Source organism: Clavibacter sp. (assembly GCF_014802555.1).
In the GTDB taxonomy this organism is placed as follows: Bacteria; Actinomycetota; Actinomycetes; order Actinomycetales; family Microbacteriaceae; genus Clavibacter; species Clavibacter sepedonicus.
Map to the genome: position 1 here is coordinate 1 of NZ_JAAVCB010000019.1, position 21,215 is coordinate 21,215.

21 protein-coding genes and 1 pseudogene are annotated in these 21,215 nt (G+C 73.9%); 9 read left to right on the top strand and 13 right to left on the bottom strand.

The features are described from left to right. Nucleotides 1–109: pseudogene (locus HDR73_RS02380) on the top strand (IS481 family transposase); the annotation flags it as partial. 10 nt (nucleotides 110–119) lie between these two features. Here the strand turns inward: HDR73_RS02380 and HDR73_RS02385 are convergent. Further along, nucleotides 120–1,433 carry a hemolysin family protein gene (locus HDR73_RS02385; RefSeq protein WP_012298424.1) on the bottom strand — a complete coding sequence of 438 codons (1,314 nt, stop codon included), beginning with the start codon at nucleotides 1,431–1,433 and terminating at the stop codon, nucleotides 120–122. Nucleotides 1,434–1,651: 218 nt separating this feature from the next. Between HDR73_RS02385 and HDR73_RS02390 the strand changes: the two genes are divergently transcribed. Further along, nucleotides 1,652–2,086: a hypothetical protein gene (locus HDR73_RS02390; RefSeq protein WP_049791986.1), complete on the top strand. Its 435-nt coding sequence runs from the start codon at nucleotides 1,652–1,654 to the stop codon at nucleotides 2,084–2,086. A gap of 30 nt (nucleotides 2,087–2,116) precedes the next feature. Here the strand turns inward: HDR73_RS02390 and HDR73_RS02395 are convergent, their stop codons facing one another. Then, the gene (locus HDR73_RS02395; protein ID WP_041464428.1) at nucleotides 2,117–3,346 is read right to left on the bottom strand and encodes an FAD-dependent monooxygenase; all 1,230 of its coding nucleotides are present in this window, start codon (nucleotides 3,344–3,346) and stop codon (nucleotides 2,117–2,119) included. A 109-nt stretch (nucleotides 3,347–3,455) separates the two neighbouring features. Here HDR73_RS02395 and HDR73_RS02400 point away from each other — a divergent pair, with 109 nt between their 5' ends. Next, nucleotides 3,456–3,950, top strand: coding sequence for a MarR family winged helix-turn-helix transcriptional regulator (locus HDR73_RS02400; RefSeq protein WP_012298427.1), 495 nt, complete (start codon nucleotides 3,456–3,458; stop codon nucleotides 3,948–3,950). Nucleotides 3,951–3,965: 15 nt separating this feature from the next. Here the strand turns inward: HDR73_RS02400 and HDR73_RS02405 are convergent, their stop codons facing one another. Beyond that, nucleotides 3,966–4,763, bottom strand: coding sequence for a glycosyltransferase family 2 protein (locus HDR73_RS02405; RefSeq protein ID WP_012298428.1), 798 nt, complete (start codon nucleotides 4,761–4,763; stop codon nucleotides 3,966–3,968). Further along, nucleotides 4,760–7,438, bottom strand: a complete 2,679-nt coding sequence (locus HDR73_RS02410; protein ID WP_012298429.1) for a PIG-L family deacetylase — start codon at nucleotides 7,436–7,438, stop codon at nucleotides 4,760–4,762. Before HDR73_RS02410 ends, HDR73_RS02405 begins: the two co-directional genes overlap by 4 nt. 291 nt (nucleotides 7,439–7,729) lie before the next feature. Between HDR73_RS02410 and HDR73_RS02415 the strand changes: the two genes are divergently transcribed. Next, nucleotides 7,730–7,948 carry a hypothetical protein gene (locus tag HDR73_RS02415; RefSeq protein WP_041464429.1) on the top strand — a complete coding sequence of 73 codons (219 nt, stop codon included), beginning with the start codon at nucleotides 7,730–7,732 and terminating at the stop codon, nucleotides 7,946–7,948. A 16-nt stretch (nucleotides 7,949–7,964) separates the two neighbouring features. On the opposite strand, the gene HDR73_RS02420 is transcribed toward HDR73_RS02415, so the two are convergent. Continuing rightward, a complete protein-coding gene (locus tag HDR73_RS02420) occupies nucleotides 7,965–8,885 on the bottom strand; it encodes a phosphoribosylaminoimidazolesuccinocarboxamide synthase (protein WP_012298431.1) in 921 nt (306 codons plus the stop codon). Further along, a complete protein-coding gene (purD, locus tag HDR73_RS02425; protein ID WP_012298432.1) occupies nucleotides 8,882–10,132 on the bottom strand; it encodes a phosphoribosylamine--glycine ligase in 1,251 nt (416 codons plus the stop codon). The genes HDR73_RS02420 and purD overlap by 4 nt, the downstream gene beginning before the upstream one ends. Nucleotides 10,133–10,511: 379 nt before the next feature. Between purD and HDR73_RS02430 the strand changes: the two genes are divergently transcribed. Next, a complete protein-coding gene (locus HDR73_RS02430; protein ID WP_012298433.1) occupies nucleotides 10,512–10,892 on the top strand; it encodes a sterol carrier family protein in 381 nt (126 codons plus the stop codon). A gap of 58 nt (nucleotides 10,893–10,950) precedes the next feature. Further along, nucleotides 10,951–11,259 carry a hypothetical protein gene (locus HDR73_RS02435; RefSeq protein ID WP_012298434.1) on the top strand — a complete coding sequence of 103 codons (309 nt, stop codon included), beginning with the start codon at nucleotides 10,951–10,953 and terminating at the stop codon, nucleotides 11,257–11,259. 51 nt (nucleotides 11,260–11,310) lie between these two features. On the opposite strand, the gene purF is transcribed toward HDR73_RS02435, so the two are convergent. Further along, nucleotides 11,311–12,771, bottom strand: a complete 1,461-nt coding sequence (gene purF, locus HDR73_RS02440; RefSeq protein WP_041464430.1) for an amidophosphoribosyltransferase — start codon at nucleotides 12,769–12,771, stop codon at nucleotides 11,311–11,313. 89 nt (nucleotides 12,772–12,860) lie between these two features. Between purF and purM the strand changes: the two genes are divergently transcribed. Next, nucleotides 12,861–13,970 carry a phosphoribosylformylglycinamidine cyclo-ligase gene (purM, locus tag HDR73_RS02445; protein ID WP_012298436.1) on the top strand — a complete coding sequence of 370 codons (1,110 nt, stop codon included), beginning with the start codon at nucleotides 12,861–12,863 and terminating at the stop codon, nucleotides 13,968–13,970. 141 nt (nucleotides 13,971–14,111) lie between these two features. On the opposite strand, the gene HDR73_RS02450 is transcribed toward purM, so the two are convergent. Beyond that, nucleotides 14,112–14,321 carry a DUF3073 domain-containing protein gene (locus HDR73_RS02450; RefSeq protein WP_012037444.1) on the bottom strand — a complete coding sequence of 70 codons (210 nt, stop codon included), beginning with the start codon at nucleotides 14,319–14,321 and terminating at the stop codon, nucleotides 14,112–14,114. Nucleotides 14,322–14,530: 209 nt separating this feature from the next. On the opposite strand from HDR73_RS02450, the gene HDR73_RS02455 reads away from it, so the two are divergent. Continuing rightward, nucleotides 14,531–15,661, top strand: coding sequence for an FAD-dependent oxidoreductase (locus HDR73_RS02455; protein WP_012298438.1), 1,131 nt, complete (start codon nucleotides 14,531–14,533; stop codon nucleotides 15,659–15,661). A gap of 332 nt (nucleotides 15,662–15,993) precedes the next feature. On the opposite strand, the gene HDR73_RS02460 is transcribed toward HDR73_RS02455, so the two are convergent. From HDR73_RS02460 to yczE, 5 genes are all read right to left on the bottom strand, one after another. Continuing rightward, complete coding sequence (locus HDR73_RS02460; protein WP_012298439.1) at nucleotides 15,994–16,557, bottom strand: DUF3618 domain-containing protein; 564 nt, start codon at nucleotides 16,555–16,557, stop codon at nucleotides 15,994–15,996. After that, nucleotides 16,554–16,973 carry a phage holin family protein gene (locus HDR73_RS02465; protein ID WP_012298440.1) on the bottom strand — a complete coding sequence of 140 codons (420 nt, stop codon included), beginning with the start codon at nucleotides 16,971–16,973 and terminating at the stop codon, nucleotides 16,554–16,556. Before HDR73_RS02465 ends, HDR73_RS02460 begins: the two co-directional genes overlap by 4 nt. Continuing rightward, nucleotides 16,970–17,866 carry a hypothetical protein gene (locus HDR73_RS02470; protein WP_012298441.1) on the bottom strand — a complete coding sequence of 299 codons (897 nt, stop codon included), beginning with the start codon at nucleotides 17,864–17,866 and terminating at the stop codon, nucleotides 16,970–16,972. The genes HDR73_RS02465 and HDR73_RS02470 overlap by 4 nt, the downstream gene beginning before the upstream one ends. A 147-nt stretch (nucleotides 17,867–18,013) precedes the next feature. Beyond that, on the bottom strand, nucleotides 18,014–20,074 hold the full coding sequence (locus HDR73_RS02475) for an APC family permease (protein ID WP_012298442.1): 2,061 nt from the start codon (nucleotides 20,072–20,074) through the stop codon (nucleotides 18,014–18,016). An 88-nt stretch (nucleotides 20,075–20,162) separates the two neighbouring features. Continuing rightward, a complete protein-coding gene (gene yczE / locus HDR73_RS02480; protein WP_012298443.1) occupies nucleotides 20,163–20,828 on the bottom strand; it encodes a membrane protein YczE in 666 nt (221 codons plus the stop codon). Nucleotides 20,829–20,891: 63 nt separating this feature from the next. Between yczE and HDR73_RS02485 the strand changes: the two genes are divergently transcribed. After that, a partial coding sequence (locus HDR73_RS02485; protein WP_287136207.1) for a GntR family transcriptional regulator occupies nucleotides 20,892–21,215 on the top strand: 324 nt, incomplete at its 3' end.

Consider the following 21,215-nt stretch of genomic DNA (forward strand, 5'->3'; position numbering starts at 1 on the left):
CCAACACCGGGCCGACGCGCTTGACCCCTTCATCGAGCACTACAACACTGAACGGATCCACTCGAGCCACGGGCTCACGCCCGCGGCCCGAGTGTCACCAACGTCATGACCCAGTACAGCTAGGCGGTCGCGGTGTCCCCGTCCTCCGTCGCCGACTCCTCGCGCGGCACGACGAGGATCTCCGAGATCCGCCGCCGGTCGAGCGCCGTCACCTGGAGGGTCACGCCGTCGACCTCGACCGAGTCGCCCACCTGCGCGAGCCGACCGAGGTTCTCGATGACGAAGCCCGCGACCGTGTCCGACGCGGAGTCGGGCAGCTTCACGCCCGTCGCCTCCTCGAAATCCTGGAAGTTGAGGCGGCCGTCGATCGTGCCGCCGTCCTCCGCGAGGTCGCGTGCGGCCGAGTCGGTGTCGTACTCGTCGAAGATCTCGCCGACGACCTCCTCCACGAGGTCCTCGAGGGTGACGATGCCGTCCGTGCCGCCGTACTCGTCCACGATCACGGCGATCTGGTGGCCCTCGGCGCGCATCATCGTGAGCGTCGGCAGCACCCGCGCGGTCGCCGGGAGGTAGGGGATCGGGCGGAGGATCTCGGACACCGGCCGCTCGGGATCCGCCGCGATGGCCTGGTACAGGTCGCGCACGTGCACGAAGCCGATGACGTCGTCGATGGTCTTGTCGACCACCGGGTAGCGCGAGTACGGCCGGTCCTGCACGTCGATGCCCGCCTCGCGGACCGTGCCGGTGCCGTCGAGCGCCGCGATCTCGGGCCGCGGCTTCATCACCTCGCTGAGCTGGCGGTGGCGGAGGGAGAGGACGTCGTCGAGGATCCGGCGCTCGTCGTCCGGGAGGCCCTCGTGGCTGGAGACGATGTCGCGGAGCTCCTCCTCGCTCATCTCCTCGCCGGTCTTGTGCGGGTCGCCGCCGAGGAGGCGCACGACCACGTCCGTCGAGACGGAGAGCAGCCAGATCACGGGCCGCATGAGGATGGCGAAGCCGTTGAGCACGGGCGCGACGCCGTACGCGAAGCCGGCGTTGCGCTGGATCGCGAGGCGCTTGGGCGCGAGCTCGCCGAGCACGAGCGACAGGTAGGCGATCACGAGCGTGAGCAGGAGCGTCGCGACCGTCGACGCGAGGCCCGATTCCAGGCCCCACGACTCGAGCACCGGGACGACGGACGGCGCGATCGACGCGGCGCCGTACGCGGCCGACGCGAAGCCCGCGACGGTCACGCCGATCTGCACCGCCGCGAGGAAGGTGTTGGGGTTCCGGGCGAGCGCGGCGACCTTCTCGCCGCGGCGGCCGCGGGCGGCGAGGGCGTTGAGCTGCCCCTCGCGGAGGGTGACGAGCGCCATCTCGGTGGCGGCGAACACGCCGCCGACGAGGACGAACACGACGACCAGGACGATGTTGAGGAGGAGGTCGCCGTTCACGAGCGGGCGCCGGTCGAGCGGGTGCCGGTCGGGCGGCTGGCATCGAGGGGGCGGGCGGCGCGGAGGGTGCGGGGCGTGCCCGGGGTCGTCCGGGCGCCGGGACTGTGGCTGTCGGGAGCGGGCTCCCGCGCGGTTCTGTGCATGGATCGAGGGTAGTGGAGCAGGTGGGGAAACAGCCGGGCCGGCCGGCGGCGGCGGCGGTGCCCTACGGTCGGGGCATGGATCAGACAGTGCTCGACGGGTCGTGGCTCGGCAGCTCCGGGTGGGTCACGCTCGCCCTCGTGAACGCGGGGCTCGCGGAGCAGAAGGGCCGATCCCGGTGGAACTGGTTCCTCGTCTCGATCGTCCTCGGGCCGATCGCGACGTTCTTCATCGTGACGTGGGAGCGGGTGCCCGAGCGTCCCGACGCGACGCCGGCGGAGGGGCCGGCGAACGGGCTCCTCGCGGTGGGGATCGGGCTGGCGGCGGCTGCCGTCGTCATCGCGGTGGTCGCGGTGATCGGTGGCGACACGGGTCCGTGGATCGCCGCGGCCGCGCTCGCGCTCGTCGCGGCGGTCTTCCTCGTCCTCCACGTCCTCGCGCGCCGGCGCTGGGCGGCGCTGCAGGCGGGCCGGGGTGCCGCGTCCCCGGGTCCTCTGGATCCGCGGCCCTAGCGGTCGCCGTCGGGTGGCGGGCGCCGCCCCTCAGCCGCGCAGCCGCGGGTAGGCGGCGAGCGTCGGCGCGTGGCGCGCGCTCGTGAGGAGGAAGCGGTCGGCGAACCCGCGGACGGGACGCGACGCGGCCACCCGCACGGCGCCGCGCATCACCCGCTGGCCGACCGCCGACGACGGGTGCGTGAGCCGCGCACCGCCCGGCGGCAGCCCCTGCGCGCTGTCGGCATATCGGCGCAGCTGCCCCTCGTAGCGCGCGAACGCGGCCGCGAAGGTGTCGCCCGTGTCCGCGAGCGCGCGTCCCAGCTCGCCCGCGAGCACGTGGGCGGAGACCAGCGACAGGGTCGTGCCCATGCCGGTGAAGCCGGATCCCCATGCCGCGTCGCCGAGGAGCGCGATGCGTCCCTTCGACCACGTCGAGACGATCACCTGCTCCATGCGCTGCGTGTAGAACTCGTCCGGTCGCGCCTGGAAGCCGTCGAGGATCCGCTCGACCTGCCAGCCCGCGCCGCGGAAGCGCGCGCGGAGGATGGTCATCTGCGCGTCGATCGGCAGCTGCTCGAAGCCGGACGGCTCCGACTCGAACGACAGGCTCGCGCGGATCGTGCCCTCGTCGTCGGGGCGGATGGTGGCGTTCCGCGCGCCGCATCCCGTGAGGAAGTCCCAGTAGCCGGTGTCGCCCGGGATCCGGTCGATGGTCCCGTAGGCGATGCTCACGCTGTGGTCGCGGAGGGTCGTCTCCTCGGCGAACGCCAGGCGGCGCGTGCGGGAGCTGCGGCCCTCGGCGACCAGCAGGAGGTCGTAGCGCTCGCGGGATCCGCTGGCGAGCTCGACGTCGACCCCGGTCGCGTCCTGCTGCACCCCCGTCACGAAGTCGCCGTGGCGGATCTCGACGTCGTCCCGCACGAGGTCGACGAGGATCCCCGCGAACCGGCCGCGCAGGATCTCCACCTCCGCCGTCGGCCCGTCCTCGCCCTCCGCGCGCGGGAAGGTCGCGAGCACGCGCCCCTCCTCGTCGACGAATCGCGTGCCGTCCTCTCCCGTGAGGTTCGCCATCACGACGTCCTCGATGCCCATGCGCCGGAGGACCTCGCGGCCGAGACCGCGCACGTCGATGTTCTGCCCCGCCTGGCGCTGCTCGGCCGACCGCTCGAGCAGGGTCACGTCGAAGCCCTCGCGGTGGAGGCCCCAGGCGAGCGCGGGTCCGGCGATGCTGGCCCCGGTCACGAGGACCCTCGGGCGGTGGTGGGTGGTGTCGGACATGCGTGATCTCCTCGTGTCGTCGAGCTGTCCCGGGATGCCGGGCACGAGTAGACTCTATGGCGCAGATGCTTCACTGTGAAGCATTCCGGGCGACTCGGAGGATCACGACATGACCCACACCATCGCGGTCCCGGGGGACCGCTCCGAGGTGCTCGAGCGGCTGCGGGACTACACGACCGCGTTCGACGAGTCGGTGCGGCAGCTGGCCGCGGCGCTCGGGCTGCCGACGACGGACACGACGGCGCTCGCCGAGATCATCTGGGCGGAGACCGCCGACCGGGCGCTGTCCCCGGCCCGCCTCTCGGAGCGGCTCCACCTGACCTCGGGGGCCACGACCGCGCTCATCAACCGGCTCGAGGGCGGCCGGCACATCGGGCGGAGCCGGGAGAGCGCCGACCGGCGCGTGGTCACGCTGCGGCCGACGGCCGAGACGCGCGCGCGAGCGATGGCCCTGCTGCAGGGCGCCCAGGCCGACATCGACCGGGCGCTCGACGGCTTCACCGCCGAGCAGCTCCGCACGGCGGCCGCCGTCGTGCGGGCGGTCACGGACGGGACCGCGGCGGGGACGCGCGGGATGGCGGGCGACGGATCGACGCCCACCTGAGGGTCGGTCGCCGGGTCAGCCCGTGGGGACGCAGGGGCTGGCGCAGCCCGCGGCGCGCTGTCGTTCGAGCTCCCGTTCGCGCGCCCGCTCCAGCAGCGACACGTGCAGGTACCCCGCGTAGCCGCCGGGCGTGCGCCCCTCGCGGCGGCTCGACGTGAGCACCTCGCCCGCCGCCGACGCCGTGATCCGCGCGTCGAGGCCGCGGAGCCGGGCCACCAGGTCGACGTCCTCGTGCTCCGCGACGGCCGGGAATCCGCCGGCCGCGGCGTACGCGTCGGCGCGCACGCCGAGGTTCGCGCCGTGCACGTGCCCGTTGGCGTGGCCGGGCACGCGCGTCGAGCGCCAGGCCGCGATCTGATCCGGGCTGAGGTCGTCCAGCTCGGGGCGCACAGTGCCCACGACCACGTCGGCCCCGGCATCCGCGAGCTCGAGCTGGCTCGTGATCCACGCGGGCGGCACCGCGGAGTCGGCGTCGGTGCACGCGATCCAGTGCTCGGCGTCGTCGCCCTCCCAGCCCGCGCGGGCGGCGTCGACCCCCTGGGCGCGCGCCGCGCCCACGCGACCGGCCGCGCTCTCGATGACCTCGACGCCGGCTGCGCGCGCCACCTCCGCGGTGCGGTCCCGGCAGTCGTCGGCCACGAGGATCACGCGGACGCGCACGCTCGCCATCCGTGCCCGGGACGCGGCGACCTCGACGGACGCGAGGCAGCGTCCCAGGAGCTCCTCCTCGTCGCGCGCCGGGATGACGACCGTGACCGCGCGGATCCGCGGGGCCGGCTCGACCCCGACCGGCGCGGCCGACGCGCCCGTCACCGCAACCCCGTGCGCGTCGCGACGGAGCGCGGATCCGCCGACAGCACCTCGAGCAGGAAGTCGTCCTCCTCGTGCCGCATCAGCACGTGCAGCCCGGGGACGGCGGCGAGCCGCGCATGGACCTCGTCGCCCGTGCGCCGGAAGTCGCCCTCCGGGTGCCGCCAGTGGCAGGCGACCAGCGTGCCGGCGGTGCCGAGCGCGTCGGGCAGGGCGGCGAGCACGCGGTCGAACGCGGCGTCGTCGAGGTAGTAGCCGACCTCGCTCATCACGACGAGGTCGAAGCCGCCGGCGGGCCAGTCGGCGCCCACGTCGCGCACCTCGAGCCGCACGTGCGGTGCGTCGGCGAGGCGCACGCGGGCGCGTTCGATGGCGGTCGGCGCGACGTCCACGGCCAGCAGCTCGTCGACGCGTTCGGCGAGGCCGGCCGTCGTCACGCCGATGGAGCAGCCGATCTCGAGCGCCCGGCCGTACCGCTCGTCGGGCAGGGCCGCGAGGGTGGCGAGGCGCTTGCGGCGCTCGTACCAGCGGGTCGTGACGCGCCACGGATCCTCGGCGCGGGCGTACGCGGCGTCGAAGCGCTCGGCTGCGCTGGCGGATGCGGAGCCGGTCGCGTCCGCGGCACGGTCGTCGCCCACGATCAGCACCTCGCGGTCGCGGTCGGCGTGCCGGAGGAAGCCGGGCTGCAGCACGGCCGCGTCCTCGGGGGCGTCGGAGAGCGGATCCACCTGGCTGGCGTGGGCGCGGATCGCGGCGCGCTTGACCTCCCGCACGCGCGCGTCGAGCTGCAGCGCGCGCATGGTGGCCCACGGCACGCGGGGGTCGTCGGGCGTCGCCCAGTGCCACATCCACACCGGGTACTCGACGAGCCGGATCCCGCGCTCGGCGGGCAGCGCGCCCACCAGCTCGGCGACGACCTCGCCCGTCACGCGGTGGTCGCGGTGCCCGTCGCCGCGCCAGGGAGCGGCGACCCAGGTGCCCGGCGCGGCGTCGGCGAGGAGCGCGGCGATGTCCTCGCGCACGGCATCGCGTCGCTCGCGGATCCCGCCGTCGGGGTGGCCGAGGAGCACGAGCCGGGCGTCCGGCGCGACGGCGTCGAGGGCCGTGCGGGCCTCGACGCGGCGGAGGGCGACGAGCTCGTCCGGTGTGCGCGTGGGGGATCCGGGGTGCGAGGCGGCGCCGTCCGTCACGATCACGAGGGTCACCGGCACGCCGCGTGCGGCCGCGGTCGCCATCAGCCCCGCGACGCCGATCGACTCGTCGTCGGCGTGCGCGGACACGACGAGGAGCGCGGACATCCTGTCGAGGTCGGGCGCGGCGAGCGCGTCCCAGCGCGGATCGGCGTCCCAGGCATCCGCGTCGGTGCCGGCCTTGCGCGCGTCGAAGGCGACGCCCGCGGTGGGGATCCGCGCGGCCTGGAGCGCGGGATCGGGCGTCGCCGCCGCCGCGTCCGTCGTCGCCGCATCCATCGCGTCCGCATCCATCGCGTCCGCTGCCGCCGCGCCCCGTCGCACCGCCTCCGCGAGCGCCCCGCCGAGCGACGCGTCGTCGCGCTCGGCGTGGTGCTGCCGCACGTACAGCCCGAGGTCGGCCACGCGCTTGGCGTGATCCGCGTCCTGCGCGAGCGGCGCCGGCCCGAGCGCGTGCGCGACGTGCGTCAGCGTGTCGTCCACGGCCCGGGCGACGACGGCGCGCACCCGCTTCGCGAGCAGGCGCCCCTCCTCGCCCTCGGCTCGCCCGCGGTCGACCAGCGAGGCGGCCTCGGCGAGCGATGCGCGCGCGCCGTCGAGCGCCGCGTCCACGGCGCCCAGGTGCATGAGCAGGAGCCGGTCGGCGCCCTCGCGGGACGCCGCCCGGAGCAGCGTGCGCGCCAGCCCGACCGCGCCGCCGTACCAGCAGGCCGCGACCTGGATCCCGCCCCAGTGGAACCCGGGCCGCTCGAGGTACCAGCCGGGCGCGCCTACGCGGCGCGCCGGCACGTCCCGCATGCGCAGCGGCCCGCTCGGGACCTCCACGAGACCGCGCGCGACCCAGGCGCCGGGCACGACTTCGACGCCGGGATGGCGGAGGTCCACCGCGAAGAGCCCGCGCGAGCCGTCGTCGAGCGCCGCCGTGATGAGCGCGTGCGTCAGCGATCCGGCGAGCGAGCACCACGGCTTCGTGCCGGACAGCCGCACGGCGTCGGAGCCGGGAGCGTCCGCGGTGGCCGTCAGCGGATCCCCGCCGCCCTCGGCCGCGAACACGCCCCACGTGCGCGCCTCGGCGTCGCCCGCTCGGCCGGGACCGTGGTCGCCGTCCGCGTCGCCGTCCGCTCTGCCACCCGCGCCGCCACCCGCGGAGTCGCGCTCCTGGTCGAGGATCGCGAGCGCGTCGAGGTGCGGCTCGATCGTCCGGGCGATGCCCAGGTCGGCCGCGGCGAGCGTCGCGAGCGCCTCCCAGAGGTCCGCCGTACCGCCCGTACCCGGCCGTGCGCCGCCGTCGCCCATCGCGACGGCGAGCGCGAGTGCCCGCTCCGTCGACCATCCCAACCCCGGCGGGGTCGTCGCGAGCGCCTCGCGCACGAGCGCGACGGCCGGCCCGGGTTCGTCATCGCCCGGCGGCACCGCGCCGGATGCGAGGCGGACGCGAGCAAGAGCGTCCGCGTCGAGGGGTGGAACGGGCGGGGGAGCGGATGTCACGTGGTGGGGCGCCGAATCGTCGAGGGATCAGCCGGGCGGGACCCGGTCGTCCTTCGAACCTACAAGCGTCCGGCGGCGGTTGCCCTCGTGACCGGGACGTGGGACGACGCGGCGTGCGCCGGCCCGTCTGCGGCCCGTCCGCGGCCTGCCCGCGACGGGTCCGGGTGGGCTGACGGCGGGTCATTGTGGCAGGCTGGCGGCCTCGGATCCCCCGGCCACGTGGGTGTGGGACCCTGACAGCAGGGCTGGGGCGTGATCCGCACCGCCCACGCACGACAGAGGGGACCCACCATGGACCAGCACACCGACCAGCACGCCGACGAGCCCACGACCGACGGCCCGGCCGGCCAGCCCACGCCCGACGCTGTCGAGGAGTTCGAGCGCCTCGCCGTCCTGCGCATGGGCGGCCAGGACATCGAGGGAGCCCTCGAGGAGCTCCCCGACGCGGATGCCCGCGACGTGGCGGAGGTCGCCATCGACCGCGTCGTCCGCGGCTACGAGAACCTGTAGCCGTAACCGCTGCGGCTCAGCGCCCGGTGAGCCGCGCGATGAGCTCCCGGTACCGCCCCGCCGTCCGCTCCACGATCTCCTGCGGCAGCACGGGCGGGGTGCCGGTGCGATCCCAGTTCGCCGCCAGCCAGTCGCGCACGATCTGCTTGTCGAAGCTGTCCGTGCGGTTGCCGGTCGCGTGCGCCTCCGCGTCCCAGTACCTCGACGAGTCGCTCGTGAGCACCTCGTCCGCGAGGGTCGTGATCCCCGTGCGCGGGTCGATCCCGAACTCGAACTTGGTGTCCGCGAGGATCACGCCGCGCTCCTCCGCGATGGCGGCGGCACGGCGGTAGACGTCGAGCGAGAGATCGCGCAGACGCGCCGCCTCCTCGTGCCCCACGAGCTCCTCGGTGCGCGCGAACGTGATGTTCTCGTCGTGCTCGCCCTGCGGGGCCTTCCAGGCGGGGGTGTAGATCGGCTCGGGCAGCCGGTCGCCCTGCTGCAGGCCGGCGGGCAGCGGGATGCCGCACACGGTCCCGTGCTCGCGGTACTCCTCCCAGCCGGATCCCGCGAGGTAGCCGCGCACGACGCACTCGATGGGCAGCATCTCGAGCACCCGGCAGAGCATCGCGCGTCCCTGCACGGACTCCGGGATGCCGATGCGGTCGAGCGTCGCCGCGTCCACGAGGTGGTTCGGCACCTCGAGCCGGTCGAACCACCAGAGGCTGAGCTGCGTGAGGAGCTCGCCCTTGCCGGGGATCCCCGGCTCGAGCGCAAAGTCGTAGGCGCTCACGCGGTCGGTCGCGACGACCAGCACGTGCGGCTCGCCCTCGAGCGCCCGGTCGTCCGTGTCGTCGACGGCGGGGCTGAACAGCTCGCGGACCTTGCCCGAGTACGCGTGGTCCCAGCCGGGGAGGTCCCACTCGGACGCGTGGCCCGCGGGCGCCTGCGCGCTCATCGGATCACCTGCGCGGCGATGTCGGTGCGGTGCTGCGATCCATCGAGCGACAACCGCCCGACGGCCTCGTAGACGCGGGACCGCGCCTGGTCGAACGAGGCCCCCGTCGCGACGACGCTGAGCACCCGCCCGCCGGTGGCGACGAGCCCGGCATCCGACTCGGAGGTGGCGGCGTGCGCGATGCTCACGCCCGCGACGCCCTCCGCCTCCTCGACGCCCTCGATGACGCGCCCGGTGCGCGGCGACTCCGGGTAGCCCTCGCTCGCGACGACCACGGTGACCGCGACGTCGTCGGAGAACTCCGGCCGCGCGACGCCGCCGAGCTCGCCCGACGCGGCCGCGAGCAGCAGCTGCGAGAGCGGCGTGACGAGGCGCGGCAGCACGACCTGCGTCTCCGGATCCCCGAACCGCGCGTTGAACTCGATCACGCGGATGCCGTCCGCGGTGAGGATGAGCCCGCAGTAGAGCAGCCCGATGAACGGCGTCTGCTCGTCCGCGAGCTTCCGCACGGTGGGCAGCGCGATGGTGTCGATGACCTCGTCGACGAAGTCCTCCGGCAGCCACGGCAGCGGCGAGTACGCGCCCATGCCCCCCGTGTTCGGCCCCGCGTCGCCGTCGCCCAGGCGCTTGTAGTCCTGCGCGGGGGAGAGGGGCACCACGTCGTGCCCGTCGGAGAGCAGGAAGAGCGACACCTCCTGCCCGGCGAGGAACTCCTCCACGAGCACGGTGCCCTGGCCGAGGTAGTGGCGGGCGTGCTCGAGGGCGAGCGTCCGGTCGGCCGTGACCAGCACGCCCTTGCCGGCCGCGAGGCCGTCGGCCTTGATGACGTAGGGGGCGCCGTACTCGTCGAGCGCGGCCTCGACCTCGTCGACGGTGCCGGCCTGGGCGGCGCGGCCCGTGGGGACGCCCGCCTCCTCCATGATGCGCTTGGCGAAGGTCTTGGATCCCTCGAGCGCCGCGGCCGCCCGGCCCGGCCCGAAGACCGGGATGCCGCGCGTGCGCAGCGCGTCCGCGACCCCGGCGACGAGCGGCGCCTCCGGCCCCACGACGACGAGCTCGAAGCCCTCCGTGAGCGCGTGCTCCGCGACCACGGCGGGATCGTCGATGTCCATCTTCACGACGGGCACGACGCGCGCGATGCCCGCGTTGCCGGGCGCCGCGACGATCTCGTGGCCCGCGTCCTCCCGGAGCAGGGCCGTGACGATGGCGTGCTCGCGCGCACCGGAACCGAGTACCAGGATCTTCACGCCCCCACCCTATCGACGCCGGCCCCACCGTCCCGGGCCCCTGGGGGCGCCGACGGGCACGCCGCACCGCGCCCCGGGGGAGGGGGAGCGGAGGGCGGGAGGCCGACCCTCCGCGGGCACGGCGCGGGTCGGCTCCCTGCCCTCTCCGGCGTTCTTCGGGTCCGCCGGCGGGCGCATCGTCCCTGCCCTCCCGACGCCGGGGGAGGCGACGGGAGGGAGGGCGTCCTGCCGTGCCGGGCGGGACGTGTCACCGCGAGGCACTTCCATACACAGTAATGGATGTCCCCCAAAACGCGGACGCGTGGCGACGCCCCATTAGGAGGGGCGCGCCGAGCGCGGACGGGCTCGCCCGACCACGCCGCTCTGCCATCCTGGGACGATGGCCAAGGCGCGCATCCACCCCACCGTCGGACAGCCCGCCGTGCGGGCCGCGCTCGCCCAGGGCGCCGACGCCGACCGGGAGACGCGGGCCACCGCGGTCCGCTTCCTGCTGCAGTCGCTCGCGGATCTCGCGCCCGGCGGAACCGTCGAGGTGCGCGTCCCGCCGTTCGGCGCCGTCCAGTGCATCGAGGGCCCGGGGCACACGCGCGGCACGCCGCCGAACGTCATCGAGACCGACCCCGCCACGTGGATCGCGCTCGCCACGGGCGGCACGACGTGGGACGCGGGCGTCGAGGCGGGCGCCGTGCGCGCGTCCGGGCTCCGTGCCGACCTCCGCGGCCTGCTCCCCGTGCCGTGGGAGCTCCCGGCCGACCGCTGAGCGCCGGGGCCGCCGTCGCGGTTCGCCTGCCGTCGGCGGCGCAGGGGATGATGGACCCATGACCGACGCCCGCCCCCAGCCCGACGACGAGCGCCGCACCGAGGTCCTCGTGCGGCGGTCCCCCCGCTACTTCCGCTTCATGGGCGTCGGCGCGGTCCTCGGGATCTTCGTGGCGATGGTCCTCACCCTCGCGTTCCCGCCGAACCCGGAGTTCTCCGAGGCCCAGGTGCTGGCGTTCCTCGCGCTGTTCGCGGTCGTCCTCTTCGGCGGGCTCGCCGCGCTGATCGCGCTGGCGCTCGACCGCGCGGCCTCGCGCCGGTCCCGCGTGCTCACGGCCGAGCGCGAGCGGGGCGAGCCGGGCGCCTGATCCGGCGGCCGCCCGCCGGTCGACGATCCGCCGGCCGCACCCGCACGCCGATCAGCTGAGCTGCGTGCGCTCCAGCCACGACAGGTACTCCGGCGTCACGTTGCCGGTGATGTACTCGCCGGTGAAGCAGCTCATCTCGAGGTCCTCCACGCCGGTCGACCCCTCGAGGATGGCGTCGCGCATGTCGGCGACCTCCTGGTAGATGAGGTGGTCGGCGCCGAGCTCCTGCGCGATCTCGGGGATCTTCCGCCCGTGCGCGATGAGCTCCTGCCGCGACGGCATGTTGATCCCGTAGACGTGCGGGTAGCGCACCGGCGGGGCGGCCGAGGTGAACGTCACCTTGTTGGCGCCGGCCTGGCGCGCCATGGTGACGATCTCGCGGCTCGTCGTGCCGCGCACGATGGAGTCGTCGACGATGAGGATGTTCTTGCCCTGGAACTCCGAGCTCATGGCGTTGAGCTTCTGCCGCACCGACTTCTTGCGCTGCGCCTGCCCCGGCATGATGAACGTCCGGCCGACGTAGCGGTTCTTGTAGAAGCCCTCGCGGTACTCGATGCCGAGGGTCTGCGCGACCTGCATGGCCGACGGCCGCGACGAGTCGGGGATGGGCATCACCACGTCGATGTCGCCCGCGGGGCTGTGCTCCGCGATGGTGGCGGCGAGCCGGTTGCCCATGCGCAGGCGCGCGTCGTAGACGCCGATGCCGGACATGACCGAGTCGGGCCGCGCGAGGTACACGAACTCGAACGCGCAGGGGATGAGCCGCGGCGCCGGGTGGCACTGGCGCGCGTGCATGTCGCCGTCCATCGTGATGAAGACCGCCTCGCCCGGTCGCACGTCGCGCACGATCTCGTAGCCGAGCGACTCCATGACGAGGGACTCGCTCGCCACGACCCACTCCATCCGGCCGCCCGCGAGCTCGCGGCGTCCCAGGGTGAGCGGGCGGATCCCGAACGGGTCGCGGAACGCGAGCATCCCGTGCCCGGCGATCATGGCGATGGACGCGTACGAGCCCTCCACGCGCTCGTGCACCCGCTCGACCGCGGTGAATACCTGCTCCGGATCCAGCGCGAGGCCGGAGACCTGCGACTGCAGCTCGTGGGCGAGCACGTTGACGAGCAGCTCGGTGTCGGAGCTCGTGTTCGTGTGTCGGCGATCCACGTGGAAGAGCTCCTGCGCGAGCTCCCGCGTGTTCGTGAGGTTGCCGTTGTGCACCAGCACGATGCCGTAGGGCGCGTTCACGTAGAACGGCTGCGCCTCGTCCTCGTCCGTGGCGCTGCCCTTCGTCGCGTAGCGCACGTGCCCGAGGCCCATCGTGCCGAGCAGCGAGCGCATGTCGCGCGTGCGGAACGCCTCGCGGACCTGGCCGCTGAGCTTCTTCACGTGGAAGGTGTTGCCCTCGGCCGTGGCGATGCCGGTGGAGTCCTGACCGCGGTGCTGCAGGAGCAGGAGGCTGTCGTAGACGAGTTGGTTGACGGGTTCGGACGATACGACGCCGACGATGCCGCACATGCTTCGGCTGACTCCTGAAGAGTAGAAGAGGTGGGGGAGGGGCCAGTCTCCCACACGGGAGCGACGCGCCCGGCCGGTACTGTGTCCCGGTGACCACCAAGAGCTCCTACGCAGAGGCCGGCGTCGACACGGAGGCCGGCGATCTCGCGGTCCAGCTGATGAAGGAGGCCGTGTCCCGCACGCACGGCCCCGAGGTCATCGGCGGCTTCGGCGGATTCGCGGGCCTGTTCGACGCGAGCGCCCTCACCCGCTTCCGGCACCCGCTCCTCGCGACGTCGACGGACGGCGTCGGCACGAAGGTCGCCATCGCGCAGGCCATCGACAAGCACGACACCATCGGCCAGGACCTCGTGGGCATGGTCGTCGACGACATCGTCGTGGTCGGCGCGCGTCCCCTCTTCATGACGGACTACATCGCCTGCGGCAAGGTCGTGCCCGCGCGCATCGCCGACATCGTCGCCGGCATCGCCCGCGCGTGCTCGGACACCGGCACCGCCCTCGTCGGCGGTGAGACGGCCGAGCACCCCGGCCTCCTCGGGCCGGACGACTACGACGTCGCCGGCGCCGCCGTCGGCGCGGTCGAGGCCGACTCGGTGCTCGGATCCGAGCGGGTGCGCGACGGCGACGTCGTGCTGGCCCTCGCCTCCAGCGGCCTGCACAGCAACGGCTTCTCGCTCGTGCGCCACATCCTCAGCGTCGCCGGCATCGGGTTCGGCGACACGTCGGCCGAGCTCGGCGGCGTGGTCGGCGAGGTGCTCCTCGAGCCCACCCGCCTCTACACGACGCCGCTGCTCGACGTGCTCGCGCAGCCGGAGCTCGGCCCGGCCGTCCACTCCATCAGCCACGTCACGGGCGGCGGCATCGCGGCGAACCTCGCGCGCGTGCTGCCCCGCGGGTCCTTCAGCGAGCTCGAGCGCTCCACGTGGTCGCCACCCGCGGTCTTCCGCGCGCTCGCCGGCATCGCGGGCTCCACGCTCGAGAGCGCGGAGGGCACCTGGAACCTCGGCATCGGCATGATCGCCGTGGTGGACGCGGCGGCGGCGGAGCGCATCGCGCGCGCGCTCACCGCCGCCGGCATCCCGACGTGGGAGGCCGGACGCGTCACGATCGGCGACGCCCCCGCGGGTGCCGGCTTCGAGCAGGGCGCCAAGGGCGTCGACGGCGGGGCCGTGCGCCTCACCGGCCGCTACCGCGACTGATCAGCGGCACGCCCGGCGCCTCCGCCTCGCGGCGCGGACGCGTCGAGCCAGCATCGGCGCGCAGGGTGCATGCGCACATGAGCGGACCCGCCTCGCGAGGAGGCGGGTCCGGTCACGGTCCGGCGAGAGCCGGCCGCGGGATCAGGCGCGCTTCTGCTCGTCGCCCGGGACGTAGGCGTCCGGCTCGTCGGCGTACTCGTCCCACTTGGCGGCCTCGGCCGCGTACTGCTCGTCGACCGCCCCGTGGGTGGTCAGCTCGCGCTCCAGCTGCGTGTAGTCCACATTGGGACTGAACGACTTCAGCTCTCGCGCGATCTTGGTGTGCTTAGCTTTTTGACGGCCGCGCCCCATGCGAGACCCCCTCACGACTCAGGCCCCGACGGGCGGTGACAACGCTGGATGCAGCGGACAGGGATTGGAGAAAACCTAGGGGCTACCCTAACATGTGCGCCTCGTCGCCCCGGGCGTGTCCTCCTCGTCCGGAGAGCGCGCACGGGCATCGTACGACCCCGTCCCGTGCTCTCCCTGCGCGCGGGAGTGGGCGCTAGCCTGGTCGTCCCATGACCTCCGAGCCGGCAGAGACCCAGGTCGTGGTCATCGGTGCCGGGCAGGCCGGCCTCTCCGTCGCGTACCACCTGCGGCGGCTCGGCCTCCGCATGGGCACCGACGCCGTCGTCCTCGACCGCGGGCCCACCACGGGCGGCGCCTGGCAGCACCGCTGGGCCGCGCTCCGCCTGGGATCCGCGCACCGCGTGGCCGACCTCCCCGGCATGTCCGAGCTCGGCATCTCGTTCGCGACGGCGGATCGGCGGCTCCCGGCGCGCGACGTCGTCCGCGACCACTACGCCCGCTACGAGCGGCACTTCGACCTGCGGGTCGCCCGCCCGGTGGAGGTGCGGGCGGTCCTCGACGCGGATGTCCCGCCCCCCGCCGTGTCGCGTCGCCGCGCCGCCCACCCCACCGACTCGGCCCGCCCGCTCCTCGTGCGCGCCACGGACGGCGACCGCATCGCCCGGCTCGTCGTCAACGCCACCGGCACCTGGGGCGCGCCGTTCATCCCCTCGTACCCCGGTCTCGCGACCTTCCGCGGGCGGCAGCTGCACACGTCCGGCTACCGGGCGGCGGCCGACCTCCGGGGGCTGCGCGTGCTCGTCGTGGGCGGGGGCACCTCGGCCATCGGCTTCCTCCTCGAGCTGGAGGGCGTGGCCGCGCGCACCACGTGGTCCACACGGCGCCCGGTCGACTTCCTCGAGGCCGGCGAGCTCGACGTCGAGGCCGCGGTGCGCGCCGTCGACCTCCAGGACCAGGCCGCGCGCGCGGGGGAGGCGCTGCCGAGCATCGTCAGCGGGACGGGGGTGCCGCGCACGCGGCGCATCGTCGCGGGGATCCGTCGCGGCGTGCTCGACAGCCGGGGCCCCATCGCGCGCTTCGAGGAGGACGCCGTCGTCTGGGCGGACGGCGGGCGGGACCAGGTCGACGCGGTGATCTGGGCCACCGGCTTCCGCCCCGAGATCCGCCATCTGGCGCCGCTGGGCCTCCGGGAGAAGGAGGGCGGCGTGCGCGTCGAGTCGGGGGTGTCGGCACGGGATCCGCGGGTGTTCCTCGCCGGCTACGGACCGCAGGCGTCGACCATTGGCGCGAACCGTGCGGGTCGACGCGTCGCGCGGCAGGTGGTCGCGGCGCTCGGCTGAGGCTACGGACCGCATCTCGTCGCGCCTCGCCTGACGGAGGCGTCCACGGGGGAGGGGGCGTGGGGGCCTGCGCCATCTGCGGGAACTCGCGGCGGGCCCCCACGTCCATCCGGACCTCACGGGTCGGTCCGGACGTGATCCGGCCGGGGTCGGGTGCGCCGCCATCGGGGCACCGGCCAGCCGGCCGACCTGCACGAGCTCTCGGGGGAAGAGTTCGTGCACCAACGAGTCTATATCCGTGTCCTCCTTTTCGGGGACACGGGCGTACCCGCCGGTGGCATGTCGGAGGGGAGCCGCGCCGCGAGGCACGACTCCCCTCCGAGAGCGGTCGGTCAGCTGCGCGCGTCGTCCTGCACGGCCTGCTTCGCGTCCTGCGCCGACGCCTGGACGTCCTGCGCGGTCGACTGGGCCTCGGATCGCACGGTGCCGGCCGAGTCCGTCGCGGTGTCCTTGACGGCCGCGGCGGCCTGCTGCGCGGGCTCCTTGAGCTCGGACGCGACGTCCTTGGCCGCGTCGGTCGCCTTCTCGACGAGGGGCTGCGCCTTGTCCTTGACGGTCGAGGCGAGCTCCTTCTCCTTGTCGCTCGCCGGGATCAGCGAGGCGATGAGGAGCCCGGCGCCGAACGCCACGAGACCGAGGCCCAGGGGGTTGCCCTGCGCCTTGGCCTTCGCGCCGCCCGCGGTGCCGGAGACGGCGTCGCCCACGCTCGAACGGGCGTCGCCCGCGGAGCCGAGGACGCTGTCCTTCACGTTCGACAGGGCGCCGCGCACCTTGTCCGTCTGGCGCTGGGCGACCTTCGCGGGCGTGACCTTGTCGGCCACCGCGTCCACGTCGATGCTCAGCTCGTTCCGCGTGCGCTCGATCTCCGCACGGATCTGCTCGGGGTTGTCGCTCATCGGTCTGCCTCGTTCCTCTTCATCGCTTCGGGGATCTTCTTGACGCTCTCGGCAGTGCGGGGCGCGCCCTGCACGGTCTTCAGCTGCTTGCGGCCCTGCAGGTACATGACCAGGCCGATGACGGCCCAGATCACGGCCACGACGACCGCGGCCCAGGCCAGGTTGTCGAACCAGTAGCCGAGGGCGTACATGAGGGCGACGGAGAGGAAGAACACGGCCATGATGCCCGCGTACCCGGCGCCACCTAGGAGGCCGGCGCCCTTCCCGGCCTTCTTCGCCGAGTCGCTGATCTCCGCCTTCGCGAGGGCAATCTCCTGGCGCATGAGCGTGGAGACGTCCTTCGTGACGTTCCCGAGGAGGTCGCCGAGGCTGGTGGTCGCGGCCTTCTCCTCGGACGGGGTGCGTCCGTCGGTCATGCGCGCGATCCGTCGGACGTGCCGCCCGCGCCGAAGGTCTCGGTCAGCGGGTCGGTGGTGCGCGTCTGGTCGTAGAGCGGCGTGGACGCCGAGGTGGCGGGCGCGTCGTACGGCCCGACGCCGATGGGCTCGTCGGCGCTGAGCTCGGTCGGCGCGTGGGCGCTCGCGGTCGGGACGGCCGGCGTGACGTAGCCCGTGCCGGTCGTCGCGGTGCCGGTCGTGCCGCTGCCGGTCGTCGAGGCGCCGGTCGACGGGGTCGCCTGCTCGGCTGCCTTCTGGTCGTGCGCGTCGCTCGTCAGCGAGCGGGTGAGGCGGCCGGCGGCGACGCCCGCGACGACGGCGAGGCCGACGAACAGGCCCGGGCGGCGGCGCGCGAAGTCGGTGACGTCCTTCAGGAGCGTGCCCGGGTCGCGGCCCTCGAGGTACGAGGCGGCGCTGCCGCTGCGCTGGGCGGCCTGGGAGACGAGCTCGCTCGCGAGGCCCGTGCTCTCCGACTTGTCGCCCATGTCGCGGAGCTCGTCGCTGAGCGTGCGGAGGCTGCCCGCGGCACGCTCCTGCTGGACGCCGGTCTGCTCGCGGAGCTGGTCGCGGGTCTGGGCGATGAGGTCCTGCGCCTGCGACTTCACCTCGGACGCGACCTTGCCGGCCTCGTCCTTCGTGACGTCGGCGACGTGCTGGGTGCCGGCCTTCGCGTCGCCGGCCACGGACGCCGCCTGCTCCTTCGCGGTGTCCTTCGCGCTGCTGCTGCCGTCGCTGCTGCTCGCGCTGGCGTCGCCGCCGGTCGTGCTGCCGCCGGACGTGCCGGGGTAGGCGGGGACGGGGACGGCGACGTACGCGTCGTGGGTAGCGGATCCGCCGCCCGCGGGCGACGCCGGTGTGAGGTCGTTCGACATGTGGTTCCCTCTCGGTGGTCGAGTTCCCCAGGGCTCGGGCCCTGGGAGTCCACACGCAACTCCGAGAGGAGGGCAGTGCATAGGCCCCCGGCCAAAAAAGGGGCCCCCTAACTATTCGTGCGCAGATGCGCTATGGGCGCTCGCCGACTACGGCGTCCGGCGCCCGCTCGTGTGCTTCACGGGCGTCGTCGGCGGCGGGCCGGATCGGCGCACGGCGGGGCGCACGGGCTCGCCGCGGCGGTCCTGTCCGGGGACCGGACGCGACCGGCGTCCGTAGATGAGCTCCGAGGAGTCGAGCAGCCACGGCACGAGCGCCAGCGTGACGCCGTGCACCAGGAGCAGCTTCTGACGGATCCGCCTGGCCTTGTGGTTGTGCAGCAGCGTCTCCCACCAGTGGCCGACGATGTAGACGGGCGTGTAGACCGTGATGATCTCGCTGCCGTGCTCCACGCGCCGGGACTTCAGGTACTTGATGAGCGGGAAGCTGATGTCGCGGTAGGGGGAGGCGACGATGCGCAACGGCATCTCGATCTCCATCTCGACCCACTGCCGCTCGAGGAGCTTGGTCGCCTCGTCGTCGACGGAGACGTGCACCGCCTCGATGCTGTCGTGGTTCGCCGCGATGGCGTAGTCGAGGGCCTTGAGCACCGGCTTCTGCATCCGGCCGACGAGCACGACCGCGTGGTCGCCGGTGGACCCGAAGACGGTGACGGGGTCGACCTCGATCTCCTTCTCGACGTCGCGGTAGTAGCGGTTGACGCCGAGCATGAGGAGGAACAGCACCGGCATGATCGCGAACACGAGCCACGCGCCGTGGGTGAACTTGGTGATGGTGACCACGATGAGCACGAGCGCCGTGAGCAGCGCGCCGAACGCGTTGATGGCGAGGCCGCGGATCACCTCGCCGCGGTTCGCGCAGCCCTCGCGGAGCATGCGGGTCCAGTGCACGACCATGCCCGTCTGCCCGAGGGTGAACGACACGAAGACGCCGATGATGTACAGCTGGATGAGCTGCGTGAGGTTGGCCTGGTAGACGACGAGGATCAGCGTCGCGCCGAGCGCCAGGAGCAGCATGCCGTTGCTGTAGACGAGGCGGTCGCCGCGCGTGAGCAGCGACTTGGGCGCGTACGCGTCCTTCGCGAGCACGGAGCCGAGCAGCGGGAAGCCGTTGAACGCCGTGTTGGCCGCGAGCAGGAGCACGGCGGCGGTGGTCGCCTGCAGCAGGTAGAACATTACGCTGCCGTTGCCGAACGTGGCCCCGGCGACCTGCGCCATCAGGCTCTTCTGCGGCTCGGTGGCGCAGCCGGCCCAGCCGATGAGGTCGCACGGCTTCTCGCCGTAGTGCACCTGCGCGATGAGCGCGAGGGTGGTGAGGCCGACGAACAGCACGATGGCGGTGCCGCCCATGATCACGAGGGTGGCCTGCGCGTTCTTGACCTTCGGCGTGCGGAACGCGGGCACGCCGTTGGAGATGGCCTCGACGCCCGTGAGGGCGGAGCAGCCGCTGGAGAACGCGCGGAGCAGCAGGAGGATGAAGGCGACCTGCGACAGGGTCGGGGTGTCCACCGTGTACGCGGCCGACTCGGCGACGGGCGGGTCGCCGAGGGCCGTCCGGGTGAGGCCGACCACGATCATCAGGCCGACGCTGGCGATGAAGAGGTACGTGGGGACAGCGAAGGCCTTGCTCGACTCGCGCACGCCGCGGAGGTTGACGGCCGCGAGGAGCGCGACGAAGAAGACCGCGATCTCGACGCGGAAGGGGGCGATCTCGGGGATCGCGCTGATGATGTTGTCGACGCCGGAGGCCACCGACACCGCCACCGTGAGGATGTAGTCAACGAGGAGCGCGGACGCGACGACGAGGCCGGCCTTTTCGCCGAGGTTCTTGTGGGCGACCTCGTAGTCGCCGCCGCCGGACGGGTAGGCCTTGATGAGCTGGCGGTAGCTGAGCACCACGACGACCAGCAGGATCACGACGCAGGCCGCGACCCACGGCGCGAAGCTGAGGAACGCGAGGCCGCCCAGCGTGAGGATGAGGAGCAGCTCCTGCGGGGCGTAGGCGACCGAGCTGAGCGGGTCGCTCGCGAAGATGGGGAGCGCGAGGTGCTTGGGGAGGAGCTGGCCCTCGAGCTTGTCGCTGGCGAGCTTCTCGCCGATGAGCAGCCGTTTGGCGGGGCTGCTCTCGGGAGCCTGGGGGTCCGGAGTCACGAGCGGCCACGATACATGGCGGCGCGCCCGGGCCGCGACGGTGCTGGACGCGGCCCGTGACCCCGCTGGATCCCCGTCGCCACGCGGACTACCCGACGGTCGCGACCGGGCCCGTGGGGAGGCTGCCGGCGGGGTCCTCGGGGGTCGCGAGGCGCGTGCGGCGGCGGGGCGCGCGGACGGGGACGGGCAGGTCGAAGAGGGGGAGCGTGCGCTGGACGACGGGGCCTATCAGCAGCGCGAACGCGAGCGTGCCGATGCCGACGTCCCCGCCGATCGCCCAGCCGATCGCGAGCACGAGCAGCTCGATGCCGACGCGCACGCGCCACACCGGCCAGCCCGTGCGGCGGTGGATGCCGGTCATGAGGCCGTCACGCGGGCCGGGGCCGAAGTGCGCGCCGATGTAGAGGCCCGTCGCGACGCCGAGGAGGACGAGGCCCGCGGCGAAGAGGGGGATGCGGATCCAGAGGCTGTCGACGGCCGGCACCACGGCGAGGGCCACCTGCGCGCTGTAGCCGACGAAGACGACGTTGAGGACGGTGCCCCAGCCGGGGCGCTGCCGGATGGGGATCCAGAGCAGCAGCACGAGCGCGCCGATGATGTTGGTGGCGACGCCGAAGGGGATGCCGGTCCGCAGCCCGAGGCCCTGGCTGAGGACGTCCCAGGGGGAGACACCGATGGTGGCCTGGAGCATCATGCCGATGGCGAAGCCGTAGAGGAAGATGCCGAGGGCGAACTGGACTGAGCGACGGAGCATGGGGGAGATCCAATCGCGTCCGGGGGTTGCGGGACAAGAGGCCAATCGACAGGCTGTGGCCTCATGGCCTTCGCTGGATCCGCCCCCACCGCCGTGCTCGGACCGACCGCCCTCACCGCGCTGCTGGGGGAGTGGGCGCGGCCCGGGGCGCCCGTGTACCAGGCGCTCGCCGACGGGATCCGGCATCTCGTGCTCGACGGACGCGTGCCCGTGGGAGCGCGCCTCCCCGCCGAGCGGGAGCTCGCGACCGCGCTCGGCCTCAGCCGCACCACGGTCGCGGCCGCCTACGCGGCGCTGCGCGGGACCGGCCACCTCGCGAGCCGTCGCGGCTCGGGCAGCGTGACGCGGATCCCCCGGAGCGCGCCGCACGCGGAGGGCGGCGGCCGA

Bases quoted from the DNA above. Each gene is read 5' to 3' on its own strand.
- HDR73_RS02450 (WP_012037444.1), bottom strand. From the start codon at position 14,321: ATGGGGCGCGGCCGTCAAAAAGCTAAGCACACCAAGATCGCGCGAGAG.
- HDR73_RS02455 (WP_012298438.1), top strand. From the start codon at position 14,531: ATGACCTCCGAGCCGGCAGAGACCCAGGTCGTGGTCATCGGTGCCGGG.
- HDR73_RS02390 (WP_049791986.1), top strand. From the start codon at position 1,652: ATGGATCAGACAGTGCTCGACGGGTCGTGGCTCGGCAGCTCCGGGTGG.
- HDR73_RS02400 (WP_012298427.1), top strand. From the start codon at position 3,456: ATGACCCACACCATCGCGGTCCCGGGGGACCGCTCCGAGGTGCTCGAG.
- yczE (WP_012298443.1), bottom strand. From the start codon at position 20,828: ATGCTCCGTCGCTCAGTCCAGTTCGCCCTCGGCATCTTCCTCTACGGC.
- HDR73_RS02435 (WP_012298434.1), top strand. From the start codon at position 10,951: ATGACCGACGCCCGCCCCCAGCCCGACGACGAGCGCCGCACCGAGGTC.
- HDR73_RS02460 (WP_012298439.1), bottom strand. From the start codon at position 16,557: ATGAGCGACAACCCCGAGCAGATCCGTGCGGAGATCGAGCGCACGCGG.
- HDR73_RS02415 (WP_041464429.1), top strand. From the start codon at position 7,730: ATGGACCAGCACACCGACCAGCACGCCGACGAGCCCACGACCGACGGC.
- HDR73_RS02420 (WP_012298431.1), bottom strand. From the start codon at position 8,885: ATGAGCGCGCAGGCGCCCGCGGGCCACGCGTCCGAGTGGGACCTCCCC.
- purF (WP_041464430.1), bottom strand. From the start codon at position 12,771: ATGTGCGGCATCGTCGGCGTCGTATCGTCCGAACCCGTCAACCAACTC.
- HDR73_RS02430 (WP_012298433.1), top strand. From the start codon at position 10,512: ATGGCCAAGGCGCGCATCCACCCCACCGTCGGACAGCCCGCCGTGCGG.
- HDR73_RS02465 (WP_012298440.1), bottom strand. From the start codon at position 16,973: ATGACCGACGGACGCACCCCGTCCGAGGAGAAGGCCGCGACCACCAGC.
- HDR73_RS02395 (WP_041464428.1), bottom strand. From the start codon at position 3,346: ATGTCCGACACCACCCACCACCGCCCGAGGGTCCTCGTGACCGGGGCC.
- HDR73_RS02470 (WP_012298441.1), bottom strand. From the start codon at position 17,866: ATGTCGAACGACCTCACACCGGCGTCGCCCGCGGGCGGCGGATCCGCT.